This window comes from Undibacterium cyanobacteriorum (assembly GCF_031326225.1).
Classification (GTDB): Bacteria; Pseudomonadota; Gammaproteobacteria; order Burkholderiales; family Burkholderiaceae_D; genus Undibacterium; species Undibacterium cyanobacteriorum.
Genome location: NZ_CP133720.1, coordinates 1,298,286 through 1,321,526, shown reverse-complemented (window position 1 = coordinate 1,321,526; position 23,241 = coordinate 1,298,286). Strand labels below are relative to the sequence as shown.

General features: G+C 49.3%; 19 protein-coding genes. 3 read left to right on the top strand and 16 right to left on the bottom strand.

Going from position 1 to position 23,241, the window contains the following annotated elements; translation table 11 throughout:
• The first annotated feature begins 253 nt into the window (after positions 1-253).
• The 3 genes from RF679_RS05450 (at position 254) to RF679_RS05440 (ending at position 3,652) form a co-directional block, all read left to right on the top strand.
• Positions 254-1,660, top strand: coding sequence for an RCC1 domain-containing protein (locus tag RF679_RS05450; RefSeq protein ID WP_309483203.1), 1,407 nt, complete (start codon positions 254-256; stop codon positions 1,658-1,660).
• Between the two features lie 331 nt (positions 1,661-1,991).
• Positions 1,992-2,726, top strand: coding sequence for a substrate-binding periplasmic protein (locus RF679_RS05445; protein ID WP_309483202.1), 735 nt, complete (start codon positions 1,992-1,994; stop codon positions 2,724-2,726).
• A gap of 11 nt (positions 2,727-2,737) precedes the next feature.
• Entirely contained in the window at positions 2,738-3,652 is a 915-nt protein-coding gene (locus RF679_RS05440) for a Dyp-type peroxidase (protein WP_309483201.1), read from the top strand.
• Between the two features lie 174 nt (positions 3,653-3,826).
• On the opposite strand, the gene RF679_RS05435 is transcribed toward RF679_RS05440, so the two are convergent.
• From RF679_RS05435 to narH, 16 genes are all read right to left on the bottom strand, one after another.
• Complete coding sequence (locus tag RF679_RS05435; RefSeq protein ID WP_309483200.1) at positions 3,827-5,062, bottom strand: ABC transporter permease; 1,236 nt, start codon at positions 5,060-5,062, stop codon at positions 3,827-3,829.
• Entirely contained in the window at positions 5,059-6,336 is a 1,278-nt protein-coding gene (locus tag RF679_RS05430) for an efflux RND transporter periplasmic adaptor subunit (protein WP_309483199.1), read from the bottom strand. Before RF679_RS05430 ends, RF679_RS05435 begins: the two co-directional genes overlap by 4 nt.
• Complete coding sequence (locus RF679_RS05425; protein ID WP_309483198.1) at positions 6,336-8,399, bottom strand: HlyD family secretion protein; 2,064 nt, start codon at positions 8,397-8,399, stop codon at positions 6,336-6,338. The genes RF679_RS05430 and RF679_RS05425 overlap by 1 nt, the downstream gene beginning before the upstream one ends.
• Positions 8,396-9,067 (bottom strand): ABC transporter ATP-binding protein, encoded by a 672-nt coding sequence (locus RF679_RS05420; RefSeq protein WP_309483197.1) that lies wholly within the window; start codon positions 9,065-9,067, stop codon positions 8,396-8,398. Before RF679_RS05420 ends, RF679_RS05425 begins: the two co-directional genes overlap by 4 nt.
• Positions 9,068-9,372: 305 nt before the next feature.
• A complete protein-coding gene (locus tag RF679_RS05415) occupies positions 9,373-10,755 on the bottom strand; it encodes a NarK family nitrate/nitrite MFS transporter (RefSeq protein WP_309483196.1) in 1,383 nt (460 codons plus the stop codon).
• A 272-nt stretch (positions 10,756-11,027) separates the two neighbouring features.
• On the bottom strand, positions 11,028-11,774 hold the full coding sequence (locus RF679_RS05410; RefSeq protein ID WP_309483195.1) for a Crp/Fnr family transcriptional regulator: 747 nt from the start codon (positions 11,772-11,774) through the stop codon (positions 11,028-11,030).
• Between the two features lie 402 nt (positions 11,775-12,176).
• Positions 12,177-12,821, bottom strand: a complete 645-nt coding sequence (locus RF679_RS05405) for a response regulator transcription factor (RefSeq protein WP_309483194.1) — start codon at positions 12,819-12,821, stop codon at positions 12,177-12,179.
• Between the two features lie 19 nt (positions 12,822-12,840).
• Positions 12,841-14,814, bottom strand: a complete 1,974-nt coding sequence (locus RF679_RS05400; protein WP_309483193.1) for a type IV pili methyl-accepting chemotaxis transducer N-terminal domain-containing protein — start codon at positions 14,812-14,814, stop codon at positions 12,841-12,843.
• 42 nt (positions 14,815-14,856) lie between these two features.
• Positions 14,857-15,585, bottom strand: a complete 729-nt coding sequence (locus RF679_RS05395; protein ID WP_309483192.1) for a carbonic anhydrase — start codon at positions 15,583-15,585, stop codon at positions 14,857-14,859.
• Positions 15,586-15,650: 65 nt separating this feature from the next.
• Complete coding sequence (moaA, locus tag RF679_RS05390; RefSeq protein ID WP_309483191.1) at positions 15,651-16,682, bottom strand: GTP 3',8-cyclase MoaA; 1,032 nt, start codon at positions 16,680-16,682, stop codon at positions 15,651-15,653.
• Positions 16,683-16,881: 199 nt separating this feature from the next.
• Positions 16,882-18,195, bottom strand: a complete 1,314-nt coding sequence (locus tag RF679_RS05385) for a hypothetical protein (RefSeq protein ID WP_309483190.1) — start codon at positions 18,193-18,195, stop codon at positions 16,882-16,884.
• A 253-nt stretch (positions 18,196-18,448) separates the two neighbouring features.
• Positions 18,449-18,901 (bottom strand): hemerythrin domain-containing protein, encoded by a 453-nt coding sequence (locus RF679_RS05380; RefSeq protein ID WP_309483189.1) that lies wholly within the window; start codon positions 18,899-18,901, stop codon positions 18,449-18,451.
• Positions 18,902-19,031: 130 nt separating this feature from the next.
• Positions 19,032-19,775 carry a peptidylprolyl isomerase gene (locus tag RF679_RS05375; RefSeq protein ID WP_309483188.1) on the bottom strand — a complete coding sequence of 248 codons (744 nt, stop codon included), beginning with the start codon at positions 19,773-19,775 and terminating at the stop codon, positions 19,032-19,034.
• Positions 19,776-19,932: 157 nt separating this feature from the next.
• Entirely contained in the window at positions 19,933-20,616 is a 684-nt protein-coding gene (narI, locus tag RF679_RS05370; RefSeq protein ID WP_309483973.1) for a respiratory nitrate reductase subunit gamma, read from the bottom strand.
• A gap of 124 nt (positions 20,617-20,740) precedes the next feature.
• Positions 20,741-21,421 (bottom strand): nitrate reductase molybdenum cofactor assembly chaperone, encoded by a 681-nt coding sequence (narJ, locus tag RF679_RS05365; protein WP_309483187.1) that lies wholly within the window; start codon positions 21,419-21,421, stop codon positions 20,741-20,743.
• A gap of 230 nt (positions 21,422-21,651) precedes the next feature.
• The gene (gene narH, locus RF679_RS05360) at positions 21,652-23,205 is read right to left on the bottom strand and encodes a nitrate reductase subunit beta (protein ID WP_309483186.1); all 1,554 of its coding nucleotides are present in this window, start codon (positions 23,203-23,205) and stop codon (positions 21,652-21,654) included.
• Positions 23,206-23,241: the final 36 nt, after the last annotated feature.

Here is a 23,241-nt window from a genome sequence, read left to right as displayed (position 1 = left end):
CTGACCAGCACCGCCACTAACTTCGCTCTCAGTCAGATCGGTCAGATCAGGCAGATCCGATATTGCGATCAGTTCGATTGATCGCGCCTACCGCATGTGGCACTTTTTCCATTTTTACGCCCATTAGCATGAAACATGGCGAAAAAATCAAATCATGCAATACCTCGACAAAATTCCCCTTAATCTTTCGATCAGTTTGGCCGCACCCGTTTACACTCTTGAGCATTGTTCCTCGAAGTCGGTAAAAATCGCTATGAAGCTTCTCCATGTTCTCGGTCTCGCCCTAACTTTATTTCTGTCCGGCTGCGGAGGCAAAGGCAGTACTGCATCCACTAGCACCGGAACAACGACCACCACGCCCACCGTCAGCCTCAGCAGCATCACGATTGCGCCAGCTACACCAACGGTGGCGATAGGCTCCACGATCACACTGACCGCAACCGGTACGTACTCCGACGGCACATCCGCGGCGATTACGAAAGACTTAACCTGGTCAAGCACCAATCAGTTCGCCACCATTACCAGTACCACAGGAATTGTGACCGGTACCGCGATTGGCAATGAAACGATCACGGCGACCGTGGGCAAGGTCATAGGCACCGTTAAAGTGCAGGTACAAGGACAGTATGCTGTCGTCAGCGCAGGAGGTAATCACAGTCTAGTCATTAAAACCAACACCAGTTTGCTTGGCACGGGTTTGAACCGAAATGGACAAGTCGGTGATCTCACGAATATCGACAAGGCAAGCTTTACCAGCGTGAGTTCAGCGACGACATGGAGCAACATCAGCGCGGGAGAATTTCATAGCCTCGCCTTAAAAGCAGATGGTTCCTTATGGGCTTGGGGATTTAATCAAAACGGCCAGATCGGCGATGGCAGCTTCGTCGATAAAAATACACCAACCAAAATTGGCAGCGATACATGGATCGCGATTGCCGCTGGAAAATCGCATTCGCTCGGGATTAAGAAAGACGGCAGTTTGTGGGCATGGGGCCGCAATTTCAATTATCAGTTAGGTGATGGAACGAATATCGACCGCGTCAGTCCCGTGCAGATCGGTAGCATTAAAACGTGGACCAGCGTCTCTGCTGGGGCCTCACACTCGATCGCCCGTCGCTCCGACGGAAGCCTGTGGGGCTGGGGCGATAACGGAAGTGGTCAGCTCGGCATTGGCCCTACACTCAGCGCTACCGCACCAATCCAAATTGGTAGTGCAACCTGGGTTGCCATCGCTGCAGGTGCATCATTCTCCGCCGCGATTCGTTCGGACGGCGCTCTTTTTAGCTGGGGAGCGAATGAATCGGGTCAGTTGGGGATTGATGCTTTTTCCGATCGACTCAACCCAAGTCAAGTTGGTACTGCTAGCAATTGGGCCAGTATAACGGCCGGTAACAAACATATGCTCGCACTTAAAACAGATGGAAGCTTGTGGTCTTGGGGAGCCAATAATGACGGTCAACTCGGGCTCAATTCGACCAGCACCGCAGCTAGCCCGCTACAAATCGGCAGTGACAAAGACTGGAAAAATATCTCCGCTGGTGGTGCGCACAGCCTCGCGATTAAGGCCAATGGCAGTCTGTGGGTGTGGGGCAGAAATATCGATGGTCAGCTCGGAGATGGCAAAAAAATCAATCTGCTGATACCTACTAATCTGCCATAAAGCACTTTCGGCCAGCACATACTCGAATCGAAGCCTTTTGTAGCGCTATACAACCGAGGCATGAGCGAAATCGGGGGGGAGCACTACATGACTGTTGCATTCATTTTGCGCTAGAAAATTAGAACCGACACAACAATTCGTGAAGCTTTGTGACACAAATCGCAAATGCTGGAGGCGCATTCGTATTTACATGTCAAATTCCGCTAAAATGAGCTTACTCATATTTAGTTGATCAAGGGAAATCCCTATTTTGTACGTGCGCCACATCATTAAGCTCAGCTCTCTTTTTCTCATGTGCATTTTGCCATTGCAATTTGCACATGGCAGCAGTTTGCAAAATTCCAATACCTCTACCTCCGCTCCACAGGTGCTCACTGTGCTCATGGCGGAGCAGCGTGGCGACCGCGACCAAGTTCTTCCCTTAACGAAGAACATGATCCAACTCTTCAACTACTTAGAAGACGCAACCAAACTCAAAATCGAAATTCGTCGTTACCCATGGCGACGTGTACTACACAATGCTGAGAACGGTGAAGGATTTGTGTTTGGCATTTATAAGAACCCTGAGCGCATGCAGTCCTTTATTTTTTCGGAACCCGTGTATTCCGACAAAATTTGGTTGATGAGTCGCTGCGAAGACAAAATCACGTATAACAATATACAAGACTTGAAGGGCAAAACCATTGGGATTGTTCAAGGTTCAAGTGCAGGAGAAGAATTCGATAACCAAGTCAACGTGTTATTCCGCGCTGAATACAATACCAGTAGCTTGGCGGGACGTTTTTCAAAACTCCATCAAAAACGCATGGATGCTTTTTTGCTCTATGATCCACGTACCAATCTACGTGAAATGCAAAAAGAATTTAATCAAATCTATGCCGCCGATATTGACGAATATCGCAAAAAAAAGACTGAGATTTTTTGCATCGTCCCGAAACCGATCAACGTTATTGACGCCCATTTCGCGATGAGCACTCATGGTGACCGCAGCTTACTCGAAAGATTAGACCGCGCACTGATACAGGCACGTAAATCAGGTGACCTCGATCGTATTTTTTCAAAGTAAATCATCCAGCAATGAAGCGATATCAATCAGGCATACTGGCTGCCATTCCCTCCCACGCAGAGCATCTCTACTTCGACTTAAACCCAGAGTACGATATTGCAAGTCTTAAGTTATGTCTAAAAAGACTTGCAGAGTCTGTCGATGGCGAGCAGATTGTCGTCGGGCTGAGTTTGAACTTATGTACGCACTTACAACGGACCATTCCTGGCCTCAAGAACTTCGATATCACAGACGACACTGCTCCACTGAGTTCAAGTAACCCACGCAGTACTCACAATTCGAATGCGGATTTGTGGTGCTGGTTGAGATCAAGCGAGCGGAGTCAATTGTTTCTTCTTCAAAGGGAACTGAATACGATACTCAGTCCTTGTTTTAGATTGACATCACAGGTACCAACCTTCTGCTACCAAAACGGACGCGATTTAACCGGCTACGAAGATGGCACAGAAAATCCACAAGATGATGCCGCACTCGCCACAGCATTTCTGCAAGATGCGCCAGTCGGACTTCAAGGCTCCAGTTTCGTCGTCACGCAGCAATGGCAGCATCGATTTGCCGAATTTGACGCGATGACACAAGAACAGCGTGATCACACCATCGGCCGCCGTCGAGAAAACAATGAAGAGTTAGAAGAGGCGCCGGAAAGCGCCCACGTCAAACGAACCGCACAAGAGGACTTTACCCCTGAAGCCTTTGTCTTACGACGTTCTATGCCATGGATGAATCAAGGTCAAGCAGGTTTGTTGTTTGCCGCCTTCGCCACCAGTTTCGATCCTTTTGAAGCACAATTTCGCCGTATGTTAGGTCATGATGATGGCATCAGCGATGCGCTCTTTAACATCTCTACTCCGCTAAACACCCACTATTTTTGGTGCCCACCCTCGGAGTCGGGAAGGTTAGATCTGAGAGCGCTTTTATCGATTTAGGCAAAAACCTCTTTGGCGTCTACGAACCAAAGTATTCATCAGATTCGGGGTTGGTCGATCAACTTATGGAACGCGTAACTTCTCGTCGTTTCATCGCCAGATATCACAACAAAGTCAAAAAAAACCCACTGACCAAAGACCAGTGGGCGAAGAGAAAACAATTGTAGTAAAAAACTATCCGTCACTGCGCAATGCCGCAATCGGATCTAATAAGGAAGCTTGCTTCGCTGGGAATACGCCAAATACCAAACCAACCGCGACACACATTGCAACTGCGACAAACAAACTCAAAGGCGACCATGCCACTGACCAACCCGCCAGGGTCGCAATACTGTAGGCCGCTACGACTCCCAGTGCCAATCCCAATAATGCTCCACTGACTGCAATGACCAAAGCCTCTGCTAAAAATTGATCAACCACATCACGGCGACGTGCGCCCAAAGCACGTTTTAATCCGATCTCTCGGCGACGCTCCAAAACATTGGCGAGCATAATATTCATAATACCAATCCCCCCAACTAACAAGGACACTGCCGCAATCGAACTCATGACAATCGTGAAGATCTTTTGAGTTTGCTGATTTTGCCGATACAAGCCCATCGGTACGATCAAATTCGTATCATCAGCACCCGCATGACGATCTTGAATCAGCGTCTGCAAAACGCGCGCGGCCGCATCGGGGGCTACCTTTCCGTCGAGTTGCAAACTAATCCCATCAACTTCGTCTTCGATAGGATTAAAGAAAAATCGGGCACGACCGCTTTCCCAAGGCACGAACAAACGTTCATCGTCGAGCCCCAACTTAATACCTTCGAATTCGCTCTTCCCTGCACTGCGATCAGCCAGAACACCGACAACTTCTAACCAGGTATGGTTGAGTTTGATCCGTTCACCAACCGGATCGATATCACCAAACAGTGTCTTTGCCAAGCGCGCACCAATCACACACACAGGCGCCAAGGTGTTGCCGTCTTCAGTCGTAAACCAACGGCCTTTGGTGACCGACAATCCACCATGCTCAGCGTAACTGCTCGATACTGCAAAAGCACGACCCTGTACGATGCTGGATTGATAAATCAATTGATCAACTTTGATTTCCTTTTTTAAAGCAGCCGACTGTGCGCCCGGCACGACCGCCATTGCCGCCGTCGCATCCGCTGCTGAAAGTCCCAGCGAGCGGGTTCGGATATCTTTCAATTTATCGGTTGGAATCGCTTTGCTTTCGACTAAGACATTATTCAGTCCCAGTTCCGCTACCAATCGCAAAGCTTCACGTTTACTCCCCTCACCGACGGCCAGCATCGCCACAATCGCCGCGACACCAAAAATCATTCCCAGCAATGTGAGACCGGTTCGTAGTTTGCGTCGCTTTAACTCCACGACGGCTTCTTGAATGAGAGCGCGATTCATGCTTTACCTTCTTTCTGCTTCTCTTTGGCTGACGCGTCTTTTTTCGTTCCCGCAGCGGCATCATTGGCCTTCGCTTCGGTTTTAGCGAGCGGGGTTAACACAAGTTCTTCCCCTACTTTTAAGCCACTTTTGATCTCAGTGCGAATCGGGCCACGCAAACCAACTTCCAACTTTCTTTTTTTACTGCTACTGCCATTCCCGACATAAGCAAAATAATCTGCCCCTTCTTGTATCAAGGCGATATTCGGCACTGAAATCACGTTCGGCATTTCCAATAATTCGACCTTCGCGGTCACGGCTTGCCCTGGCTTGAGTTGATGTTGCTTTATCAATTGCTCATCGATCGTAACTTCAAAATCAGAATATTTAACAGGGGATTCCTTACTCTTGGTACTCGCAGTCTTACCTACCTTGCTGACTTTTAAATCCAACTCAGTGCCAGTGCCCGCCAATCGCACTTTCACTTTTTGGCCTTCCTTCAGACCAAAGGCGGCTCCCTCCGCGATAGAAAAACGTGCAACTTGCTTCCCGAGGTCGGGCAAAGAGCCGAATTCATCACCGGCCCACATACGGCCTCCCACTTGCGGTAAGCTGCCATCCCATTTTGGCTTCAAGATAAAGACACCCGCATGCGGTGCGACTAATTGAAGTGACTGCAAGCTCTTGCGTTTTTGGGTGATCCTCAGATTGATACTTTCTTTCTGCGAATTGATGACTGCTTGCTCAGCATCTTGACGCAAACCCAGTTGTCCCTTTTTCCAACCAAGATATCCCTGTTTGTCGGTCAAGAATCCGATGTCGACCAATTTATCGAGAATACTATTCTGAGCAAAAATCTTGAGATCAGCGTTAGCATAGCGCTGACTCAAATCCAAGTCTGTTTTAACTTTCGAACTTTCTGAGTTCAATTCGGCGCGCCCCAAATTGGCTTGCGCCAAAACGGCGGCCTCACCCAATTCTTTACGGAGTAAGTCAGTCTCTGCTTGTGACAAAGCGATACGCGATTCTGCCGCATCAAAAGTCGCTATGACTTGCCCTTTCTCAACCACACTGCCGTTGGGTACCATCGTGAGTAGATTACGCTGATCCCATCCCTCTCCCGGTACACTGAGAGATGTGCTCGCTGCAGCTTTGATTTCTCCTTCTGCGACTAATTCTTCGCGCCATGGCGCTTGCTTCACTTTTTCTACCGGTAGCAAGTCTTCATTTGAACCCGAGCTGCAAGCCGTCAGGCCACACAGTGCAAGAACCACCACACTCCAATTCAGCTTCATTATTTTGCTCCCTTCACAGCACTACTCGTCGTCGCAGTGGTCGCTGGTTTATGAGTTTCGAGCTGCACTTGCACTGCAGTCCCCGGTTTCACGGTTTTCGGTAAGCCATCGAATTCCAATTCGATGTCGCGCACCACGATCGGTTGATTCGATGATTTACCGTGAAAGACGGGGCCCATCGCCGTGATCGTCGCTGCCACAACCGTGTTCGCGCCCGGCACTGTCACCTTGGCTTTTTGGCCCATCGCAATAAGGGATATTTGTGCTTCTGGTACTTTCGCTGACACATAAAGTTTCTCGGGGTCCGCCAAATTGGCAATCGCAGAACTCATGAAAACACGACTTCCAACGGCAAATTTCTCTCCATTGAAATTACTTAAATGCACCACCGTACCAGCGCGCGGCGCCGTGACCGTCAAACCCTTCAAGCCTTTTTCAAGTACATCAATCTTCTTTTGTAGTTGCGCCAATTCCGTTTTCATACCCAACATTTCTTGCTCTTTCGCGCGTTTCTGAGCGTCTCGTTGTCGCACTGCGAGTTGGGCTAACTGGGCAAATAGTTCGCGCTCAACAACCAACTTATCGTAGTCAACACGTTTCACTAACTCGCGCGGCAATGAGGCTTTACGTACCGCCTTTTCTGAATTGCTTTTTGCCTCGCTGACCGCTAAATCCGCTGCACGCAATGTTTCAGCTTGATCAAGCTTGAGTTTTTCGAGCGCGCGCTGTTTTTCTTTGAGCGAGCTACGAAAAGTATCTAAACGTGTGCCAACCTCATTCGCCTCGAACACCGCCACCGGTTGCCCTTCTTTGACATGCGTTCCTTCCGGTGCCAGCATCACCAAATTAAACTCCCACACGTTTTGAATCGAAGGTGGTGCGACAGCATACGATTGACGCGACAGAACGTCGCCTTCTAAATTAAGCTGTGCGGGCGGCGTTTTGTTCACGGTCTTACGTGCCGCAGCGACGCTAGGATCAATCGCTTCAATCGCCGCGCTCATGCCGTGCTGTAGCGACAAGCCCTGTGTGTCGGACAGCGTAATGTCGGCTTTGAAATAACGACCATTGCCCCATGTGGCTTTGGCTTCAGGCGCACCAGCAATATTGCCTATCGTGCCTTTCACCAAACGACCAGGAATCGCATCGAAGCGAACGGTCACGACCTGCCCCGTCTTGATGAACAAGCGATCGGCTTCTAACACGTACGCAACCACACTCATTTGCCCATTGCCCATGATGTGACCGGCCAAAGAACCAATATGCCCCATGCCACCTTCGTCGAGTCGTTTTCCCGACCATGAATCATATCCATGAATCACAACGCCATCCTTGGGTGCACGAACCTCGGCTTGAGCAATCTGTGTTTTCGCAAAAGCCAGTTGAATTTCTGATTTCTTTACTGCCAAAACGCCATCTTCGATCTTGCGTTGAATCGCTTCACTCGCAATCGCCAGTGCCTTTTGTTTAACCTCTAGATCTTTGGTAGCACGATCTAACTCACCTTGGTACTTATCGTAGTCGAGTGCCGCAATTTGCGCTTTCGGTAATGCCGCATCGACTTTCGCTTTCGCCAAAGCCGCCCGTGCGGTAATCAAGGCTTTCTCGGCCTCAATTTGGCGCACCTCAAGGTCTGCCACTTCACGCGCATTGGTTTGTCGAGCTTGAGTGATTTCTAACTCGATTCTTTCGATATCTGAATTACCTTGGACGTCAACTCGCAAAACAACCTCACCCGCTTTCACGCGAGCGCCCTCCGGTACATAATATCGAAGTGCCACTGGAGAAACATTGGAGGTGGGCACAAGAATAGGAATCGAATCACTGGCATGCACCTCGCCTGCAAACAACACCGCACGCGACAACTTACCACTTGGATCAGCCTTCGCACTCGCGACGGTATCCTTAGCGACGACATTTGTAGCGGCTTTTGATGCTGCATTCGATTCAACTTGGGCCTGCGCCAAGGCTTGTCCAGTGAAGGTCGACGCCAGCAGCAAACTCATACCCACAATAGGAGAGATCACCGCAGACAAATGTGCTGATTTTGGAGATCGCTTCATACTGCCACCTCCGCGACTTTGCCATCTTTCAAATGGATGGTGCGTTGTGCCTGCGCCGCGATATGAGGATCATGCGTCACCAACACCATGGTCTGGCCTTTGCTATGCAATTCCGCTAGCAAAGCCAACACATCGGTCGCGCTTTTAGAGTCGAGATTGCCAGTAGGTTCATCGGCCAATAATAAAGCTGGTTGATTCAATAGCGCTCTTACAATCGCCGCTCGCTGCAACTGTCCACCGGATAACTCACCGGGGAGATGATCAATTCGATGCGATAAACCCACCCGCTCAAGCAGTTCTCTCGCGCGCTGTTCCGCTTGTGGATCTTCTTGTGCCGCATAGCGTTGCGGCAAAAGGACATTCTCTAAGACCGTCAAACGTGGCAAGAGATGGAAGGATTGAAACACAAAACCGATACGCCGATTACGCAAATCTGAAGACGCATCATCGTCCATGCTAGCGATTTCATCATTCTCGAGATGGTAGGTGCCGGAGTCAGGCTTATCGAGCGCGCCGAGCACGTTCAACAACGTCGACTTACCTGAGCCCGATGGTCCCATGATGGCGACAAACTCGCCTTTTGCGATACTGATATCGACGCCATCAAGGGCGCGAATCTCATTCCCACCTTGCTTATAGGACTTGCGTATGTCTCTGAGTTCTATCATGTGGCCTCATTAAAGTGTTCTTGCCAAAATTGCATAGCCTGCGAGTATCCTTAGCCATACGACAATTGTCAATCCATTCAGTTCACGCGGAGGCATGAAATTTTGCAAATCCTCGTCTAAAAACAGAATCAACATGGTCAATGTTTGGACTTACCTGTCAATCAAGAGACAAACTTCACGGCATCGTTTTAGAAAATAGACTTCAATGAGGAAATTGACTGCACAAAACAAAAAAGGCACTGCTTTCGCAGTGCCTCAGAAACCCTGATAACAGGTTTGTAGCTGAACTTATGAAGACAAACGATTTAGCAAGGCATTTCTGCATTCTTGCGTGAGTAATACCACCAGGTCACAACCATACAGCTCAAATAGAAGGCGATGAAGGTGTACAGAGCCATGTCAGGCGCACCAGTAATTTTGATCGATGTACCAAAACCTTGTGGGATGAAGAAACCGCCATAGGCACCAATCGCACCCGAGAAACCGAGTACCGCTGCAGATTCTTTGGCCGCATCAAGGCGACTCTGACGCAAGGCCGCTTCACCTTTACCTGCTGCGGCACGTTCGCGCTCGGTCTGGAAGATCACAGGAATCATACGGAAAGTCGAACCGTTTCCTAAACCAGTCAAGATAAACATCGTGATAAAGGAATACAAAAATACCGTAAATTGATGCTCGTGCAAGGCTGGCAGAATACCGATCATGATGGTCGCAGCCATGGCAGCGAAGACCCAGAAAGTTAAGCGTGCGCCGCCGATTTTATCCGACAAAATACCGCCAATCGGGCGTGCTAAAGCACCTGCCAAAGGTCCTAGGAAAGCGAACTTAGCGACTTCTACTTCAGGGAACTGCGCTTTGATCAACATACCGAATGCCGCTGAGAAGCCGATGAAAGAACCGAAGGTGCCGATATACAACCAGCACATCAACCAGTTGTGTTTGCGTTTGAAGATAATCGCTTGATCAGAAAATGAGGCTTTTGCGGAAGCGATATCGTTCATGCCAAACCATGCTGCTACAGTCGCCACCAAAATAAAGGGTACCCAAATGAAACCAGCATTCGACAGCCAGAACAGTTGATCGACATTGGTTTTTGCGTTGTGATAGAGATAGCCATCACCGGAAATTGAAGCGCCAAACACCGCTGAAGAAATCACCAAAGGTGCGACAAATTGCACGACCGATACGCCGAGATTACCGATCCCCGCATTCATGCCCGTGGCATAACCTTTTCTCGCTTTCGGAAAGAAGAAGCTGATGTTCGCCATACTAGAGCTGAAGTTACCACCGCCAAGTCCGCACAACAAGGCTAAGGCCAACAAGGTCGAGTAACTGGTGGTCGGATCTTTCAAGGCGAAGCCCATGCCAATTGCAGGGATCAACAGACTCGCTGTGGACAAGGCTGTGAAACGACGTCCACCCACAATCGGCACTAAGAACGAGTAGAAAATGCGTAGCGTTGCCCCTGACAGGGCAGGCAAAGCAGTCAAGAAAAACAATTGATCTTTGGTGAACTTGAATCCTGCTTTATCAAGATTCGCTGCCACCACGCTCCACAACATCCACACAGAAAATGCGAGCATTAAACAGGGTATCGAAATCCACAGATTACGATTGGCGATGCCACTCCCCTCTTTCGCCCAAAAACCAGTATCTTCGGGCTCCCAACGACTTAAGGCTTGTGCCATGTTTCTCTCCTTTATTGGCAAACTCTTTAATTAATTTGTGGGAGTGAGCGGCTCGCCTTTTGTGATTCCCTGACCGGGATTAAAACCACGTCAAGACAAGCACTACTCCTTTATTTCAAGGGTAGAGAAGTCAGGGCCAATATGAAATTCTTCGTTTGGGTGCCGCAAGTGCAGCAGAAGGAGTGCTGCTTCAGCCGAAAGAACTAGTTCCTTGACTCAATCGGCTGAAGAGAAAATATCGTGTGAGAGAAATATTGCTGAAACCTATCGGCTTAATGAAAGGCGGGAATACTCAGCCGCTGAGCGCGCGCGCCACGCCCTGAAGCAAGTTCTTGTTCATCATAGTGTATTTGAAAGCGACGCAATGCATCACCGCAATACAAGGTAATACGCGAAGCTCGTACTTGGATCAAGCCTTCTTCGCCGAGCTGATGCAACATGCGCGAGAAAGTTTCCGGCGTCAAGTTAAGCAAGGAGGCCACCACATTTTTCTTGAGCTCAAGTCGTATTTCCAATGACTCCTGTGCTTGTGCCGCCTGCAACAAGTAATCAATCACCCTGTGCATGGCATTGTGACTTGATTGTCGCTCTAGACTACGAATAAAGCCGAGCAGACGATAAGACAAGCCTGTCATCATCTGCCGTGCAATAGACGGTGATTGCTCTAGCAACTTAAACAGCGCATTCCTTGGGATACGTAAGAACAGCGAAGACTCCAAAGTCTCAGCGTAAAAAGGATAGGTTTCCTCGAGGAAGATCATGGCTTCGCCAAAGCATTGTCCAGGACGAATCAGTTCAAGCACCTTGTCACTGCCGGTCGTGGATGGGATCGCTAACTTCAACAAGCCATACACCAAAATATAACAAGCATCGGCTTGATCGCCTTTTTGGAAAAGGCAAAGACCTTTATCCAATTCCACCCTCTGCACGTCACGCTTCAAACTTTCCAATTCAAAAGGCGAAATACCTTGAAACAGGCTTTGATTCGCGAGTAATAATTCGATCTTAATCTTATCCATCCTAGTCACCTCGAAAAAACATCTCCATATGCGATCACGGCTACCGATCGCGCCTGATATCGTGGTGTGAGCTTGCTTGCTGACTCTTCAAGTTCTTTGAGAGTGACAAGTTCTATATTGGAGGAAATCGATGCAGATGTACAAAACCGACTATTCAAAATCGATGAATCAAAGCCAAGGATTCATATTGCCCGCATCTAAACTCGCTTCCCTCGCTCACCATTTGACGAATTCAACAACGATTCGAGTGTAGAAAGTTTTTTCATCGAAGCCTATACGCCAAACGACGTAGTTAAGGGCTATCAATGTGCGGGTACAAAAGATAAGAAATACTGAGGAGTGGCCTATGGCCACAACAATAGCTAGAGCAACAACAGCAACAGAAAAAGAAGCTGCGGAGAATTATTTATCTAAGCCATGCTCGACGGCATACACTGCAATTTGTACACGACTGGTTAAATTCAATTTTTTCAGGATATTCTGCACATGAATCTTGACCGTGCTTTCAGCCACATCGAGATGGCGAGCGATCTCTTTGTTGCTCTCTCCTCGAGCGAGGCAGACCATGGTTTCACGTTCACGTGGTGTGAGTTTTTCTTTTTCCGTGGTTGGCGCTTGATTCTGCCCAGTGCGGAATTGCATCACAAGCTTACCAGTCATGGCTTCGGCAATCACGGCTTCACCCGCAGCAGCTTTTTTAATGGCATTGGTCAAATAATCGGCTTCAATATTCTTCAGCAAGTAGCCGCGTGCACCGCTGCGCAGGGCCGTCGCCAAGTCCTCCGCTTCTTCAGACACCGTCAACATCAAGACCGCCGTACTGGGCACATCTTCGACGATCAACTGCATCGCTTCCAGACCGGACAAGCCAGGCATGTTCAGATCCATCAAAACCACATCAGGCTTAAGTTGTTTGGCACGCTTGACGCCCTCCAAACCATCGGACGCCTCACCGACGATCTCAAACTCAGGATTACGCTGCAAAATCAAGCGTATGCCACTGCGAAAAAGCGTGTGATCGTCGACCAATAAAATCTTAATGCTCATGCGTCTCTATCCTTGTTGTTTATGCGACTAAGCGCTCTGTACGTTGTAAGCGCAGGTGAATGGTCGTACCTGTTCCACTTTCACTTTGGATCTCAAACTGTGCCGACAAACGTTGGGCGCGCTCTTGCATAATACGCAAACCGACATGTCCTTCACCCTTCAATGCCACATCTTCCATGGCAAAACCTGCGCCGTTATCCCTGACGCGGAGGCTAAAGTCACGCTCATTTTCCACCACCACATTCACTTCGCTGGCCTGAGCGTGCTTACGCACATTCGACAGAGCTTCTTGTAAAATAAAAAGCACTTGCAGTTGCTGTTCAGGTGCCAATGGCGCCCCGGTGCCGCGGAAATCGATCGTCGTATGCACGCCAGTTTGGCGTTGGAACTTCGCCACCACATTGCGCATTTCGCCCTCGAGATTACTGTCTTGCAAACGGGTACGGAAGTTCAACAAGAGCTCACGTACATCTTCATAACTCTCTTGCACACCCGCCTTGAGTAAAGGCGAAATGTCAGCAATTTCAGACAGATCACTACGTTTGAGCGCATCGTCGAGCATCTGCACCTGAAGATTCAAAAAATTCAAACCTTGCGCAATGCTATCGTGCAAACCCTGCGCCAGCAAATTACGTTCCTGCGAAACAGCGAACTCTTTTTCCTTGGCGATCAAACGTTGATTTTCAATCGCTGCACCGAGATTCTTGCCAAGTGTTTCAAGTAAACGTCGTTCTTCTATTGTGACTAAACGTTCTTTGAGAAAGTGTAGAGAAAATGTTCCCAGTACTTGTTCGCGTGCCAGAATCTGAAACACCGCCAGTGAGACATATCCTTCCTCTGCACAGCGATAACGTTTTTGCTGATCGAGCATGCGGAAGTCCCGCACCACAATGACGCCTTGCTGAGTGGCCGCACCACATAAGCAGTCATCTTTTTTAATGCAATGTTCTTGTTCGATCATATGATCTGGCACACCTTCATGCACCGTGATATGCATATTGTCGCTATGCTTATCAAGAATCCGTACTGTGCCGCCGTCAGCATGCATCCTTTGCATAATGCGATGTAAAAATCCACGGCACAGTTCTTCAATCGCATGCGGGCCTGCTAAGAATCCGGCGATTTCATACAGCGTGCTCATCTCGTGATTTTGCGCCTGCAACTTCGCCGTCTTCTCCGAAACGCGATCTTCCAACGTGCGATGCACGCTCTGGACGTGATCTGCCATATGATTGAAGGCTTGTGCTAGCACACCAAACTCATCTTCCGTCTCAATCGGTAAGCGTACGTCTAATTCATCTTGGCTCATTTTGGCGATACCAGCGCGCATCCGCGCAACTGGACCAACAATCCACAGATAGAGCAAATACAGCAGCGCAACGCTGGCGGCCAGCGACATAAAGATCAGGGCCGTTTGGCACAATCTTAGCCACGTCGTCTTTTCCGCCAATTCCACTTCCACCAAAGATACCAAACGATTGATGTCGTCGACAAAATGCGGCAGCTTTTGTAGGTAAGCCTTCAATGCCAACTGCTTTTGTTCGCCCTCACCAATTCGCATCAAGGCTTCCAGATCCGGGCGCATATTGCTCTGCCAGGTTGTTAGCACATTGTGCATCTGCGCTCGAATGGCATCCGTTTGCGGCAAGAACAATGGGCGACGCGGATCACCTTGCTGCAAATCTGCCAAGACCCGATCAAATTCGATCACTTCCTTTGTGGCGGAAATTTCTGAGCTAGGATGTTCGATCACTTGGACCAAGCGATAAGAACGCATACGCAAACTACCGGCCTCGTTGATAGCCGCACCACCACCCTCCAATTGCCACGACAGCAGCAAGGTGTAGGCGATGGCCGCGAGAGTCAACACCAAACCGATGGCGGTCATCGACAAAATGCGGAAAGTCAGCCTTTTACCCATGGGGATATGCTGTGAACTATGCGCCACCTTTGCCGTTACAACTCTCGCATTAGCTGTTTGGTCTATGCTCATTCCATCACCAAGTCTTGAATTCTCATCATAGAGGCGTCGTCATCAAATCTCTAACATCGCCGCGCCCATCACATCGCGCGCCTCTTGTTCTGTGAGCCTATCATGACCATCAGCATGACTCACGCCCAATGGACAAACCATCGGCAAAAAACTATCGGTACGATCAGAATAGGCCAAGAGCGCTCCATTCGTCATGTCGAAATACCAGCCGTGTAAAGCAAGTTCACCTGCTTCGACGCGCTCGCGCACCCACGGAAAACTGCGCAAATTATTGAGTGACAAAATGATCGCACCAAGTTCACAAGCATGATTTTGTACCTCGACACTGCAATGCGCCAAGCGACTTAAGACTTGCTGCTTGACCGGTTCAACGATGCGCATCCAACGCCCAATAAAATCAATCTTACGACTAGGCTGATAGCCTTGCATCAAAGCGCGTATCCCGCCACATTTCTCATGGCCCATGACGATAATCCGCTCGACTTTCAAGGCCTCGACAGCAAATTGAATTGCCGCACTCACACCTTGTTGATTGCCGGTTTCATTACATGGTGGCACGAGGTTCGCTACGTTACGAATCACAAAGATATCACCTGGATCGCAATCGAGCAGCAAAGCGGGGTCAACCCGAGAGTCGCAACAACCAACCAGCAAAGTCGTGGGATTTTGCCCGCTGCTCAATCGGTCATACAGTTTCGTATCGCCGGAAAAATACTTAGACTGAAAGCGCTGAAAACCTTCGATAAATTGATGAATATTTCTGACTTCCATGTTCTTTCCTTGTCTACTGCTATGACCAGACAGGCTTCTGTGACAACTTAATCTATTTAGGCTACCTAGCCACCCGTTTGGGACATAAATCGTACCACTTGATGTGGCTTGCTGTTAAATTCATGTCGTTCTGGCTTCAGTTCTATGGCTTGCAACAACAATTGTTCGAGCGCTTGATCCGTTACCCCTTGGCGCAAGTAAGGTCGCAATGGGAAAGCAGCTTCCTGACCTAAGCACATATACAAGGTGCCATCCACCGCTAAACGGACCCGATTACAGCTCGCGCAAAAATGCTGACTAATTGGTGAAATAAAACCAATCGTGCCTTCACCATTACGGGCCTGCCAATAGCGTGCTGGCCCACCGCCCAATTCTTTCGCGACGGGGATGAGATCAAACTCGCGCACTAACTGCTCGCGGATCGGCCCTAAATCACAGTACGCACTAGCTTGTCCCGTGCTGCCCATGGGCATCGCTTCGATAAAGCGGAGGATGAAACCTTCGCGCATACAGAAGGCCGTCATTCGACTGACTTCATGATCGTTAACGCCGCGCATCACGACCATATTCAGCTTGATTGGGCGCATGCCAATTTCTTTGGCCAAACGCAGTCCACGCATGACTTGTTCCAGATTATCGCTGCCCGTGATTTTCTGTACACAGGCACGATCAAGGCTGTCCAGGCTCACATTGATTCGCCGAACACCCGCATCGAACAGGGCTTGTGCATGCTTTTCTAATTGTGTCGCGTTGGTCGAAAGAGAAATATCTTCCAACTCTAAATGACTCGCCAGAGCGCCCACCAGACGCGGCAAATCGCGTCTAAGCAGCGGCTCACCGCCTGTCAGCCGAACTCGACGCACGCCTAAGCGACCAAAGGCTGCTACCACTCGTTCTATTTCGGCGAAAGTCAGCCAGTTCTCGGGCTCTTCAAAGCCACGGAATCCCTTCGGCATGCAATAGCTACAGCGCAAATCACATTTATCCGTCACCGACACGCGTAGATAATCAATCTTTCGGCCAAACCTGTCCTGCAAATTCGCTTGCTGACGGTCGAGCACACGGGCTTCGTTTCGAATGGGAGTTTGAGTATCCATACTGCCATTGTGCGCAGCTTTGCCGCCCGCCACAATTGGCCAGCAAGCTAAATCATCTAGTTCTTTTGGGGGATAAATTTTGATTCGGATCAAGAATAAGGCGATGAGTCATGAAAAATTAGCATCATATAAGCTCCGCCCGACGGGAGTTCAAACCTATCTTCAACAGAAAACGCTTAAGACATATTAGATATGCGTATCACAACTTGCTAGGATGCATGGCACTGGTCGATGCACTGCGGTTAATCTGAATTTGGCGACGATAACTCAACAGGCAACGCATCAAGACGATGGCAAGCAAGGCCTGTGATGCGGAGAAACTCAAGCCTGCACACCACCGCAGAATGGAAGGCGCGATGGGCAATAAGACCGCGAAGCACAAACTGACCAGCACCAGCCGCGCTTGATAGCGCAAGAACACAGGTGGCAAAATCATCTGCATACTCGGAATTTTTTGTCCCATAGGAATGGCGCGTCGCACATGCAGAAATACCAAAAAAGGCACGATTTTTCCTATCATCGCGTTCATTGGCAAGACGGCACCACCAATCAAAACGAGCACACCGATCATCCACGGCATGGACTCCCATGACAAGCTGGATGGCATTAGCGGTAGCAGAGGCAACTGAAACAACGAAGTAAGGTAAGTTCGACCAACGTATAGCATACAAAGCACGGCGGCCAACATCCACGACAAAACACTTGCTACCCACAATGGCCACGCCGGATCAAAACGACGCCGCGCACCGAGTAAGTTTTTTAGCATGAGCGATAAATAGATCAAACCCACACCACACAAAATACTCAATACGGATACCAAGGGCATATTGAACTGTTCAAACATACTCGCCAATGTCACGAACGCACAGAGTATGAAAACAGGACACGGCCAAAAGCGCGACCAAGCCCTACTAGGTCGTGCCGTTTGCCAAAACATCGGTACCGTGGTTGCAGCAACACCGCCGACCAAGCAGGCCAACAGGCCAACCAAGGCCCATACCACGTGAGCTTGCAACAAAGCCATAAAATCGATCTGCAGCCACGACAACAACACGCTCAGCATTAACAGTGCGAACAGAAGTAGCAATGAGATAGGGAGTGAAATAGTGGCGAGCGTGGCCAGGCTTGCGTCAACACGCAACAGCGGGAACATGCGTCGTCCCGCATCAAACAGAGCGATCGCTGTACTCCCCAGCAAGAGCAAGGCAATCACCCCAGCACTGATAAAAGCAATACGCGATGAGTAAAAGAAGCCCCAACTCAAACACAAAGCCGTACTGAAGCAGGAAATCGCGACCCAAGGAGCGATCCGCTTAGCCGCTGCAATCGACTGCCCAGCCACCACGGGAAAGAGTTGAAACAAGGCCCCAATCATCACCGGCAGCAACATAGCGACTGCAATGATATGGGTTAACGATAGTGTGAGTGGTGCAAAGCGTGAGGGAAATTGTGGGTCTGGCATCCATGCCAGCAACAGGCCTGCCAGAACACCGCACCAAGGTGCTGGCAACATGCACCCAAATATGATCTCCGGGCGTGGTGCTAAGTCGTAACGTAATATTTTTGCTGCTTCGAGCACCGAGCATCCCCCATAGCCTCATTGAATGAAAATTGATTGAGCTTCATAAACTGCACATCATGCTCACACATCATACTTGCACGCTGCGGCAGCCGTGCGTTCTGGAAGTGTTGAAGCCACAAGCTCTTCGATATTTGAAACCTTGGTCTGCAGATTCGTCTATGGCTCTTTCTCTCAATTCCTGAGCCTACACAGCGCAGGAGCAAACGCCACCGCAACCACCAAAGCCCAAAACCTTATTCAGATGCGCGATACTGCCGCCGCACATGGGGTAAAGAATGTTCTCTTCCTTCACATTGTGCTGTTGAATCAAAACATTCATCGTATCGATGCTTGCTAATGCCGACTCGAGTTCTCCCACCTCGATCTCGGCGACGAGCTGATCTCGCAGCGCTCGAATTTCTTGATGTTCGGCGCGCATCACGACTGTTGGACCCTCGGTCATACCTGTAGCTTGTTCAAAAGCAGGAAATAAGCGCTCTTCTTCCAGCCGAAAATGATCTTCCAACTGCTCATTAAACAAGCGAAAATTCCGGCCAGCTGAAGCCAGATCCGCTTTTTGCAAAGCTGCTTCCACTCGATTCAGTTGATCGTCACATTCTTGATGTTGCTTCACCAATCTCATCATGGCTTCTGACATTTTTCTATCCTTCAAACTTGTATTGATATTCTCAGGTGATGCAAAGTGCGAGGTGCGAAAGCAGGCGATGACCAACGCAAGTGAACCGCTGTCACCGCCAATTCGGCACGCCGTACTTACCAAGTTTCATTCACTGCAGTAAGGGACCATCTGCCCCCGCCAGTTCAATTCCACTAATCTGTGCTTGTCCGACTAACACCTTCAGATATTGTTGCAAGGCACGGTCATAGCTCGCCCGTTTCATGGCGTCGGCAATTTGATGTTGAACTTGTTCGAAGGGGATCAAACGCCCTGCCACCTTGCGTCCGAGTTGCACGATATGGAGACCAAAACGTGTCTCAATTAGTCGCGGCAACAGACTATGCGCAGCAGCTGAGAAGACAGGTTTTTCAAACTCTGGCACGGTTTCGCCACGACTCAATTGACCCAGATTGCCCCCTACCTCAGCCGATGGGCAGTTCGAATAGCTCTTAGCGGCCGCCGCAAAGCCATCGGGATTTTGTAATAGTTCATCCAAGACACTCTGTGCACGCTGACGCAAGGCATCCAGATCGACGTTGGCCGTGACCTGGAACAAAATGTGATTCGCCTCCACTAATTCGCCTGTCAAAAAGCGCGGCTGATGCAGTTCGTAATAACGACGACACTCCTCAAGGCTAGCTTCAGGGATGATCACTTCGCGCGCCAGCAAACTTTCAATTTTCTGTTCGTCGTCACCTTGCAATGCAAGTTCCTTGGCCTTATCAAGTAAAACACGCCGCAAGACCAGACTCGTCATCGCGCTCTTCAGCGGATCCGCGGCATCTTGATGCTGCGGCAATTCTTTTTCCATCTCAGCATCGCTGAGCTCGTAATCGTTCACTATCACAGGCATGTTGGCCTCCTAATTTTTCTGGCTCAGCCCCCCCAAGAGCACCGACGCGTCTTAATCCTGAGAGCACGATCAGAATTAAAATCGTTTTTGACTTTCTCAGCGCATCTCTGCGCCTCTGCGCCTCTGAGTTGAGGGGTTTTCTGCTCTTTCCTAAATCTTAGCGTGGACGCACCAATTGCCATGCGCGACTTAAATAGCCCACTGATGCAAAACCACTCCAGACGTGCACCAAGCGCGTGAATGGGAAAATCACGAACAAGGTCAAACCCATGAATAAATGTGCCTTGAACAAGAGCGGCGCACCTTCAATGAAACTGGCGGCATCGCCACGGAATGTCACAATATGCTGTGCCCATGTCATCAACAACACCATCATGTGTCCATCGCGATGTTCCAATGATTCAAAAATGGTCGACAGGCCCAAGCCCAAGGTAATCAAAATCCATAACAACAAAACTTTGTCACCCGTTTTTGTCACCGCTGCGATACGCGGTTCCGTCAAACGACGGTGCAATAAAATCAGCAATCCAAACATACACAGACTACCGAACGTGCCGCCCATGACGATAGCAATCATTTGTTTGAAACCATGACTGACACCCAGCGCGTCCCATACACTGACAGGCGTCAGCAAACCGACTAAGTGGCCAAAAAATAAGCCGAGAACACCAAGGTGAAAACAAATATTACCTAAGCGCAGATTGCCAGTTTTCAACATCTGCGAAGAGTCGCTCTTCCACGTATATTGTTCACGTTCGAAACGCGCCAAGCTACCCAGCAAGAAAATCGCGAGTGCGATATAGGGGTAGATCCCATATAAAAACTGATGTAAGTAGTCCATCATAAACTCCCTCAATAATGTGGCATCGACAAACGCGATGCGTGCTACAAATGTCTTTCGTGTTACAACAAATCATGAGCGATCAGTCACTGGATTCCCGCCTACGCGGGAATCACAGTCTCAATTAGCCCCGCAACTCCACCCCTGTCGCCTTGTTTTGACGCGGATAGAAATTCACAGTCTGTACACCTGCCCCATTTGGTGAACACGATGCCCCCGGTTTCAATAAAGGTTCAACGCCATCGACACCCGGTCCAAAGGTCTCCATCGCATCATCCATATCACGCACTGGCGGCTCTCCCTGCTCTTGCGGCACCACATCAGTGAATGCCGTCAATACCAACAGCGCATTCGCATACGGACTTTGTTTGCGTTGTAGACGCACTCCGATCGCCGCCAACACATGAATCGCCTCGCCCAATAAGCGCTCGGCAACATCATCATCAACCAAGCTCAAAAATTCGAGGAACAAGGGGACATAGTCTGGTAACTCGCTGATCTCTGGTTCGAAACCATAACGACGATACTCTTCAATCAAATCGACCATGGCCTGACCGCGGTCGCGACTTTCACCATGAATATGCTCGAACAGATGCAAGGCCACCGACGGCGTTCTATCGAAGGTACCCACATAGTTTTCCTGCACCGCAATCAAACTATTGGATTGCAAATAGTCGAGCAAGGGTTGCAAGGCTTCCAAATTCTCAGGCTCGTCTGCAAGCGCTGCACGAATCTCAGACATAGCCTCGATCAACTCCGCTTGCGGATAACTCAGCAGTGCCGACAAGATGCGATAAATTTGCATATCAATTCCTTTTTTGCGATTCATTTTGTAGGGTAGGTACAGCTGGCGCGGTTTCTACTACTTTGTACGGCGCGGGTTGCACCCGCCCTACTTCATTTATCTGCTTACATAGGATCGATGAGAAATTCAATTATCGGGATGCAGAGCAAGAAGAAAACCGGAGCAATACGTCGGTATTGCGAGGATTTTCGACACAGCTATGCGCCCGAGAATTGGATTTATCACGCATCCTATTCTGTCGTGGACATCTTCTTGCGCGACTTCGGCATATCAACAAAGATCACGCTACCTTGTGGCTTCTTACCGAATAAGGAACCATCGGAAGTACCGCCCGAGCAGCCGTTGCCAAACGTAAATCCGCAACTACCTTTTTCGTTGAAACTATCTTCCACCATTTCTTTATGTGAAGATGGAATCACAAAACGATCTTCGTAGTTGGCAATCGCCATCGTTTGATACATGTCTTCGACCTGAGCGGGGGTCAAACCAACTTGTTTCAATACCGCCTGATCGAGTTCACCATGGACCACTTCTGAACGTTTGTAGGCACGCATCGCCAACATTTTTTCGAGTGCTTCTAAAACTGGTTCCTCTTTACCTGCGGTCAAGAGATTGGCTAAGTAACGCACAGGGATACGCAAAGATTTCACGTCAGGAATAATGCCGTTCATACCCATATGGCCTGCTTCTGCTGCTTTCTGAATTGGCGACAGAGGTGGTACATACCAAACCATCGGCAAGGTGCGATATTCAGGATGCAATGGGAAAGCAATCTTCCATTCCATCGCCATTTTGTAGACCGGCGATTTTTGCGCAGATTCAATCCAGCTATCAGGAATACCATGCTTGCGGGCTTCTGCAATCACTGCAGGATCATGTGGATCGAGGAAGCAATCCAATTGCGCTTGATACAAATCTTGCTCATTGGCGACCGAGGCAGCCGCTTCGATCTTATCGGCGTCATATAAGAGCACGCCCAGATAGCGGATACGTCCAACACATGTTTCAGAGCAAACCGTTGGCTGGCCAGCCTCAATTCTAGGGAAACAGAAGGTGCACTTCTCTGCTTTACCCGAACTCCAGTTGTAATAAATCTTTTTATAAGGGCAGCCAGAGATACACATACGCCAGCCGCGGCACTTATCTTGATCCACCAACACAATACCGTCGTCTTCACGCTTATAGATCGAGCCAGATGGGCAAGAGGCGACGCACGCTGGGTTCAAGCAATGTTCACACAAACGTGGCAAGTACATCATGAAGGTCGATTCAAAGGTGCTGTACATTTCTTTTTGTACGCCTTCGAACAACTGGTCGCGGCTACGGGAGCTAAATTCACCGCCGAGATCGTCTTCCCAGTTTGGGCCCCATTCGATCTTATCCATCTTCTTGCCAGTGATGACAGAAACGGGACGAGCCGTCGGTGGCGTTTGCGACAAAGGTGCGTTTTGTAGACGCTCGTAATCGTAGGTGAACGGCTCGTAGTAATCGTCGATTTGCGGCAAATTGGGGTTAGCAAAAATGTTCGCCAAGATGCGTAATTTTCCGCCCTGCTTAGGTTCTAATTTGCCGGCGGCGTTACGCTGCCACCCGCCTTGCCATTTCTTTTGATTTTCCCACTCTTTAGGATAACCAATACCAGGTTTCGTTTCGACGTTATTGAACCATGCGTACTCAACGCCATCACGACTGGTCCACACATTCTTACAGGTCACGGAACAGGTGTGGCATCCAATGCACTTATCGAGATTCAACACCATGCCTACTTGTGCGCGAATTTTCATGATTTCTTATTCCTTTTCTCATCAGATGCAATTTAT

What these genes read in the sequence shown, in the direction of transcription:
- RF679_RS05450 (WP_309483203.1), top strand. Translation starts at nt 254, where the DNA reads ATGAAGCTTCTCCATGTTCTCGGTCTCGCCCTAACTTTATTTCTGTCC.
- RF679_RS05440 (WP_309483201.1), top strand. Translation starts at nt 2,738, where the DNA reads ATGAAGCGATATCAATCAGGCATACTGGCTGCCATTCCCTCCCACGCA.
- RF679_RS05435 (WP_309483200.1), bottom strand. Translation starts at nt 5,062, where the DNA reads ATGAATCGCGCTCTCATTCAAGAAGCCGTCGTGGAGTTAAAGCGACGC.
- RF679_RS05430 (WP_309483199.1), bottom strand. Translation starts at nt 6,336, where the DNA reads ATGAAGCTGAATTGGAGTGTGGTGGTTCTTGCACTGTGTGGCCTGACG.
- RF679_RS05425 (WP_309483198.1), bottom strand. Translation starts at nt 8,399, where the DNA reads ATGAAGCGATCTCCAAAATCAGCACATTTGTCTGCGGTGATCTCTCCT.
- RF679_RS05420 (WP_309483197.1), bottom strand. Translation starts at nt 9,067, where the DNA reads ATGATAGAACTCAGAGACATACGCAAGTCCTATAAGCAAGGTGGGAAT.
- RF679_RS05415 (WP_309483196.1), bottom strand. Translation starts at nt 10,755, where the DNA reads ATGGCACAAGCCTTAAGTCGTTGGGAGCCCGAAGATACTGGTTTTTGG.
- RF679_RS05410 (WP_309483195.1), bottom strand. Translation starts at nt 11,774, where the DNA reads ATGGATAAGATTAAGATCGAATTATTACTCGCGAATCAAAGCCTGTTT.
- RF679_RS05405 (WP_309483194.1), bottom strand. Translation starts at nt 12,821, where the DNA reads ATGAGCATTAAGATTTTATTGGTCGACGATCACACGCTTTTTCGCAGT.
- RF679_RS05400 (WP_309483193.1), bottom strand. Translation starts at nt 14,814, where the DNA reads ATGAGCATAGACCAAACAGCTAATGCGAGAGTTGTAACGGCAAAGGTG.
- RF679_RS05395 (WP_309483192.1), bottom strand. Translation starts at nt 15,585, where the DNA reads ATGGAAGTCAGAAATATTCATCAATTTATCGAAGGTTTTCAGCGCTTT.
- moaA (WP_309483191.1), bottom strand. Translation starts at nt 16,682, where the DNA reads ATGGATACTCAAACTCCCATTCGAAACGAAGCCCGTGTGCTCGACCGT.
- RF679_RS05385 (WP_309483190.1), bottom strand. Translation starts at nt 18,195, where the DNA reads ATGTTGCCAGCACCTTGGTGCGGTGTTCTGGCAGGCCTGTTGCTGGCA.
- RF679_RS05380 (WP_309483189.1), bottom strand. Translation starts at nt 18,901, where the DNA reads ATGTCAGAAGCCATGATGAGATTGGTGAAGCAACATCAAGAATGTGAC.
- RF679_RS05375 (WP_309483188.1), bottom strand. Translation starts at nt 19,775, where the DNA reads ATGCCTGTGATAGTGAACGATTACGAGCTCAGCGATGCTGAGATGGAA.
- narI (WP_309483973.1), bottom strand. Translation starts at nt 20,616, where the DNA reads ATGGACTACTTACATCAGTTTTTATATGGGATCTACCCCTATATCGCA.
- narJ (WP_309483187.1), bottom strand. Translation starts at nt 21,421, where the DNA reads ATGCAAATTTATCGCATCTTGTCGGCACTGCTGAGTTATCCGCAAGCG.
- narH (WP_309483186.1), bottom strand. Translation starts at nt 23,205, where the DNA reads ATGAAAATTCGCGCACAAGTAGGCATGGTGTTGAATCTCGATAAGTGC.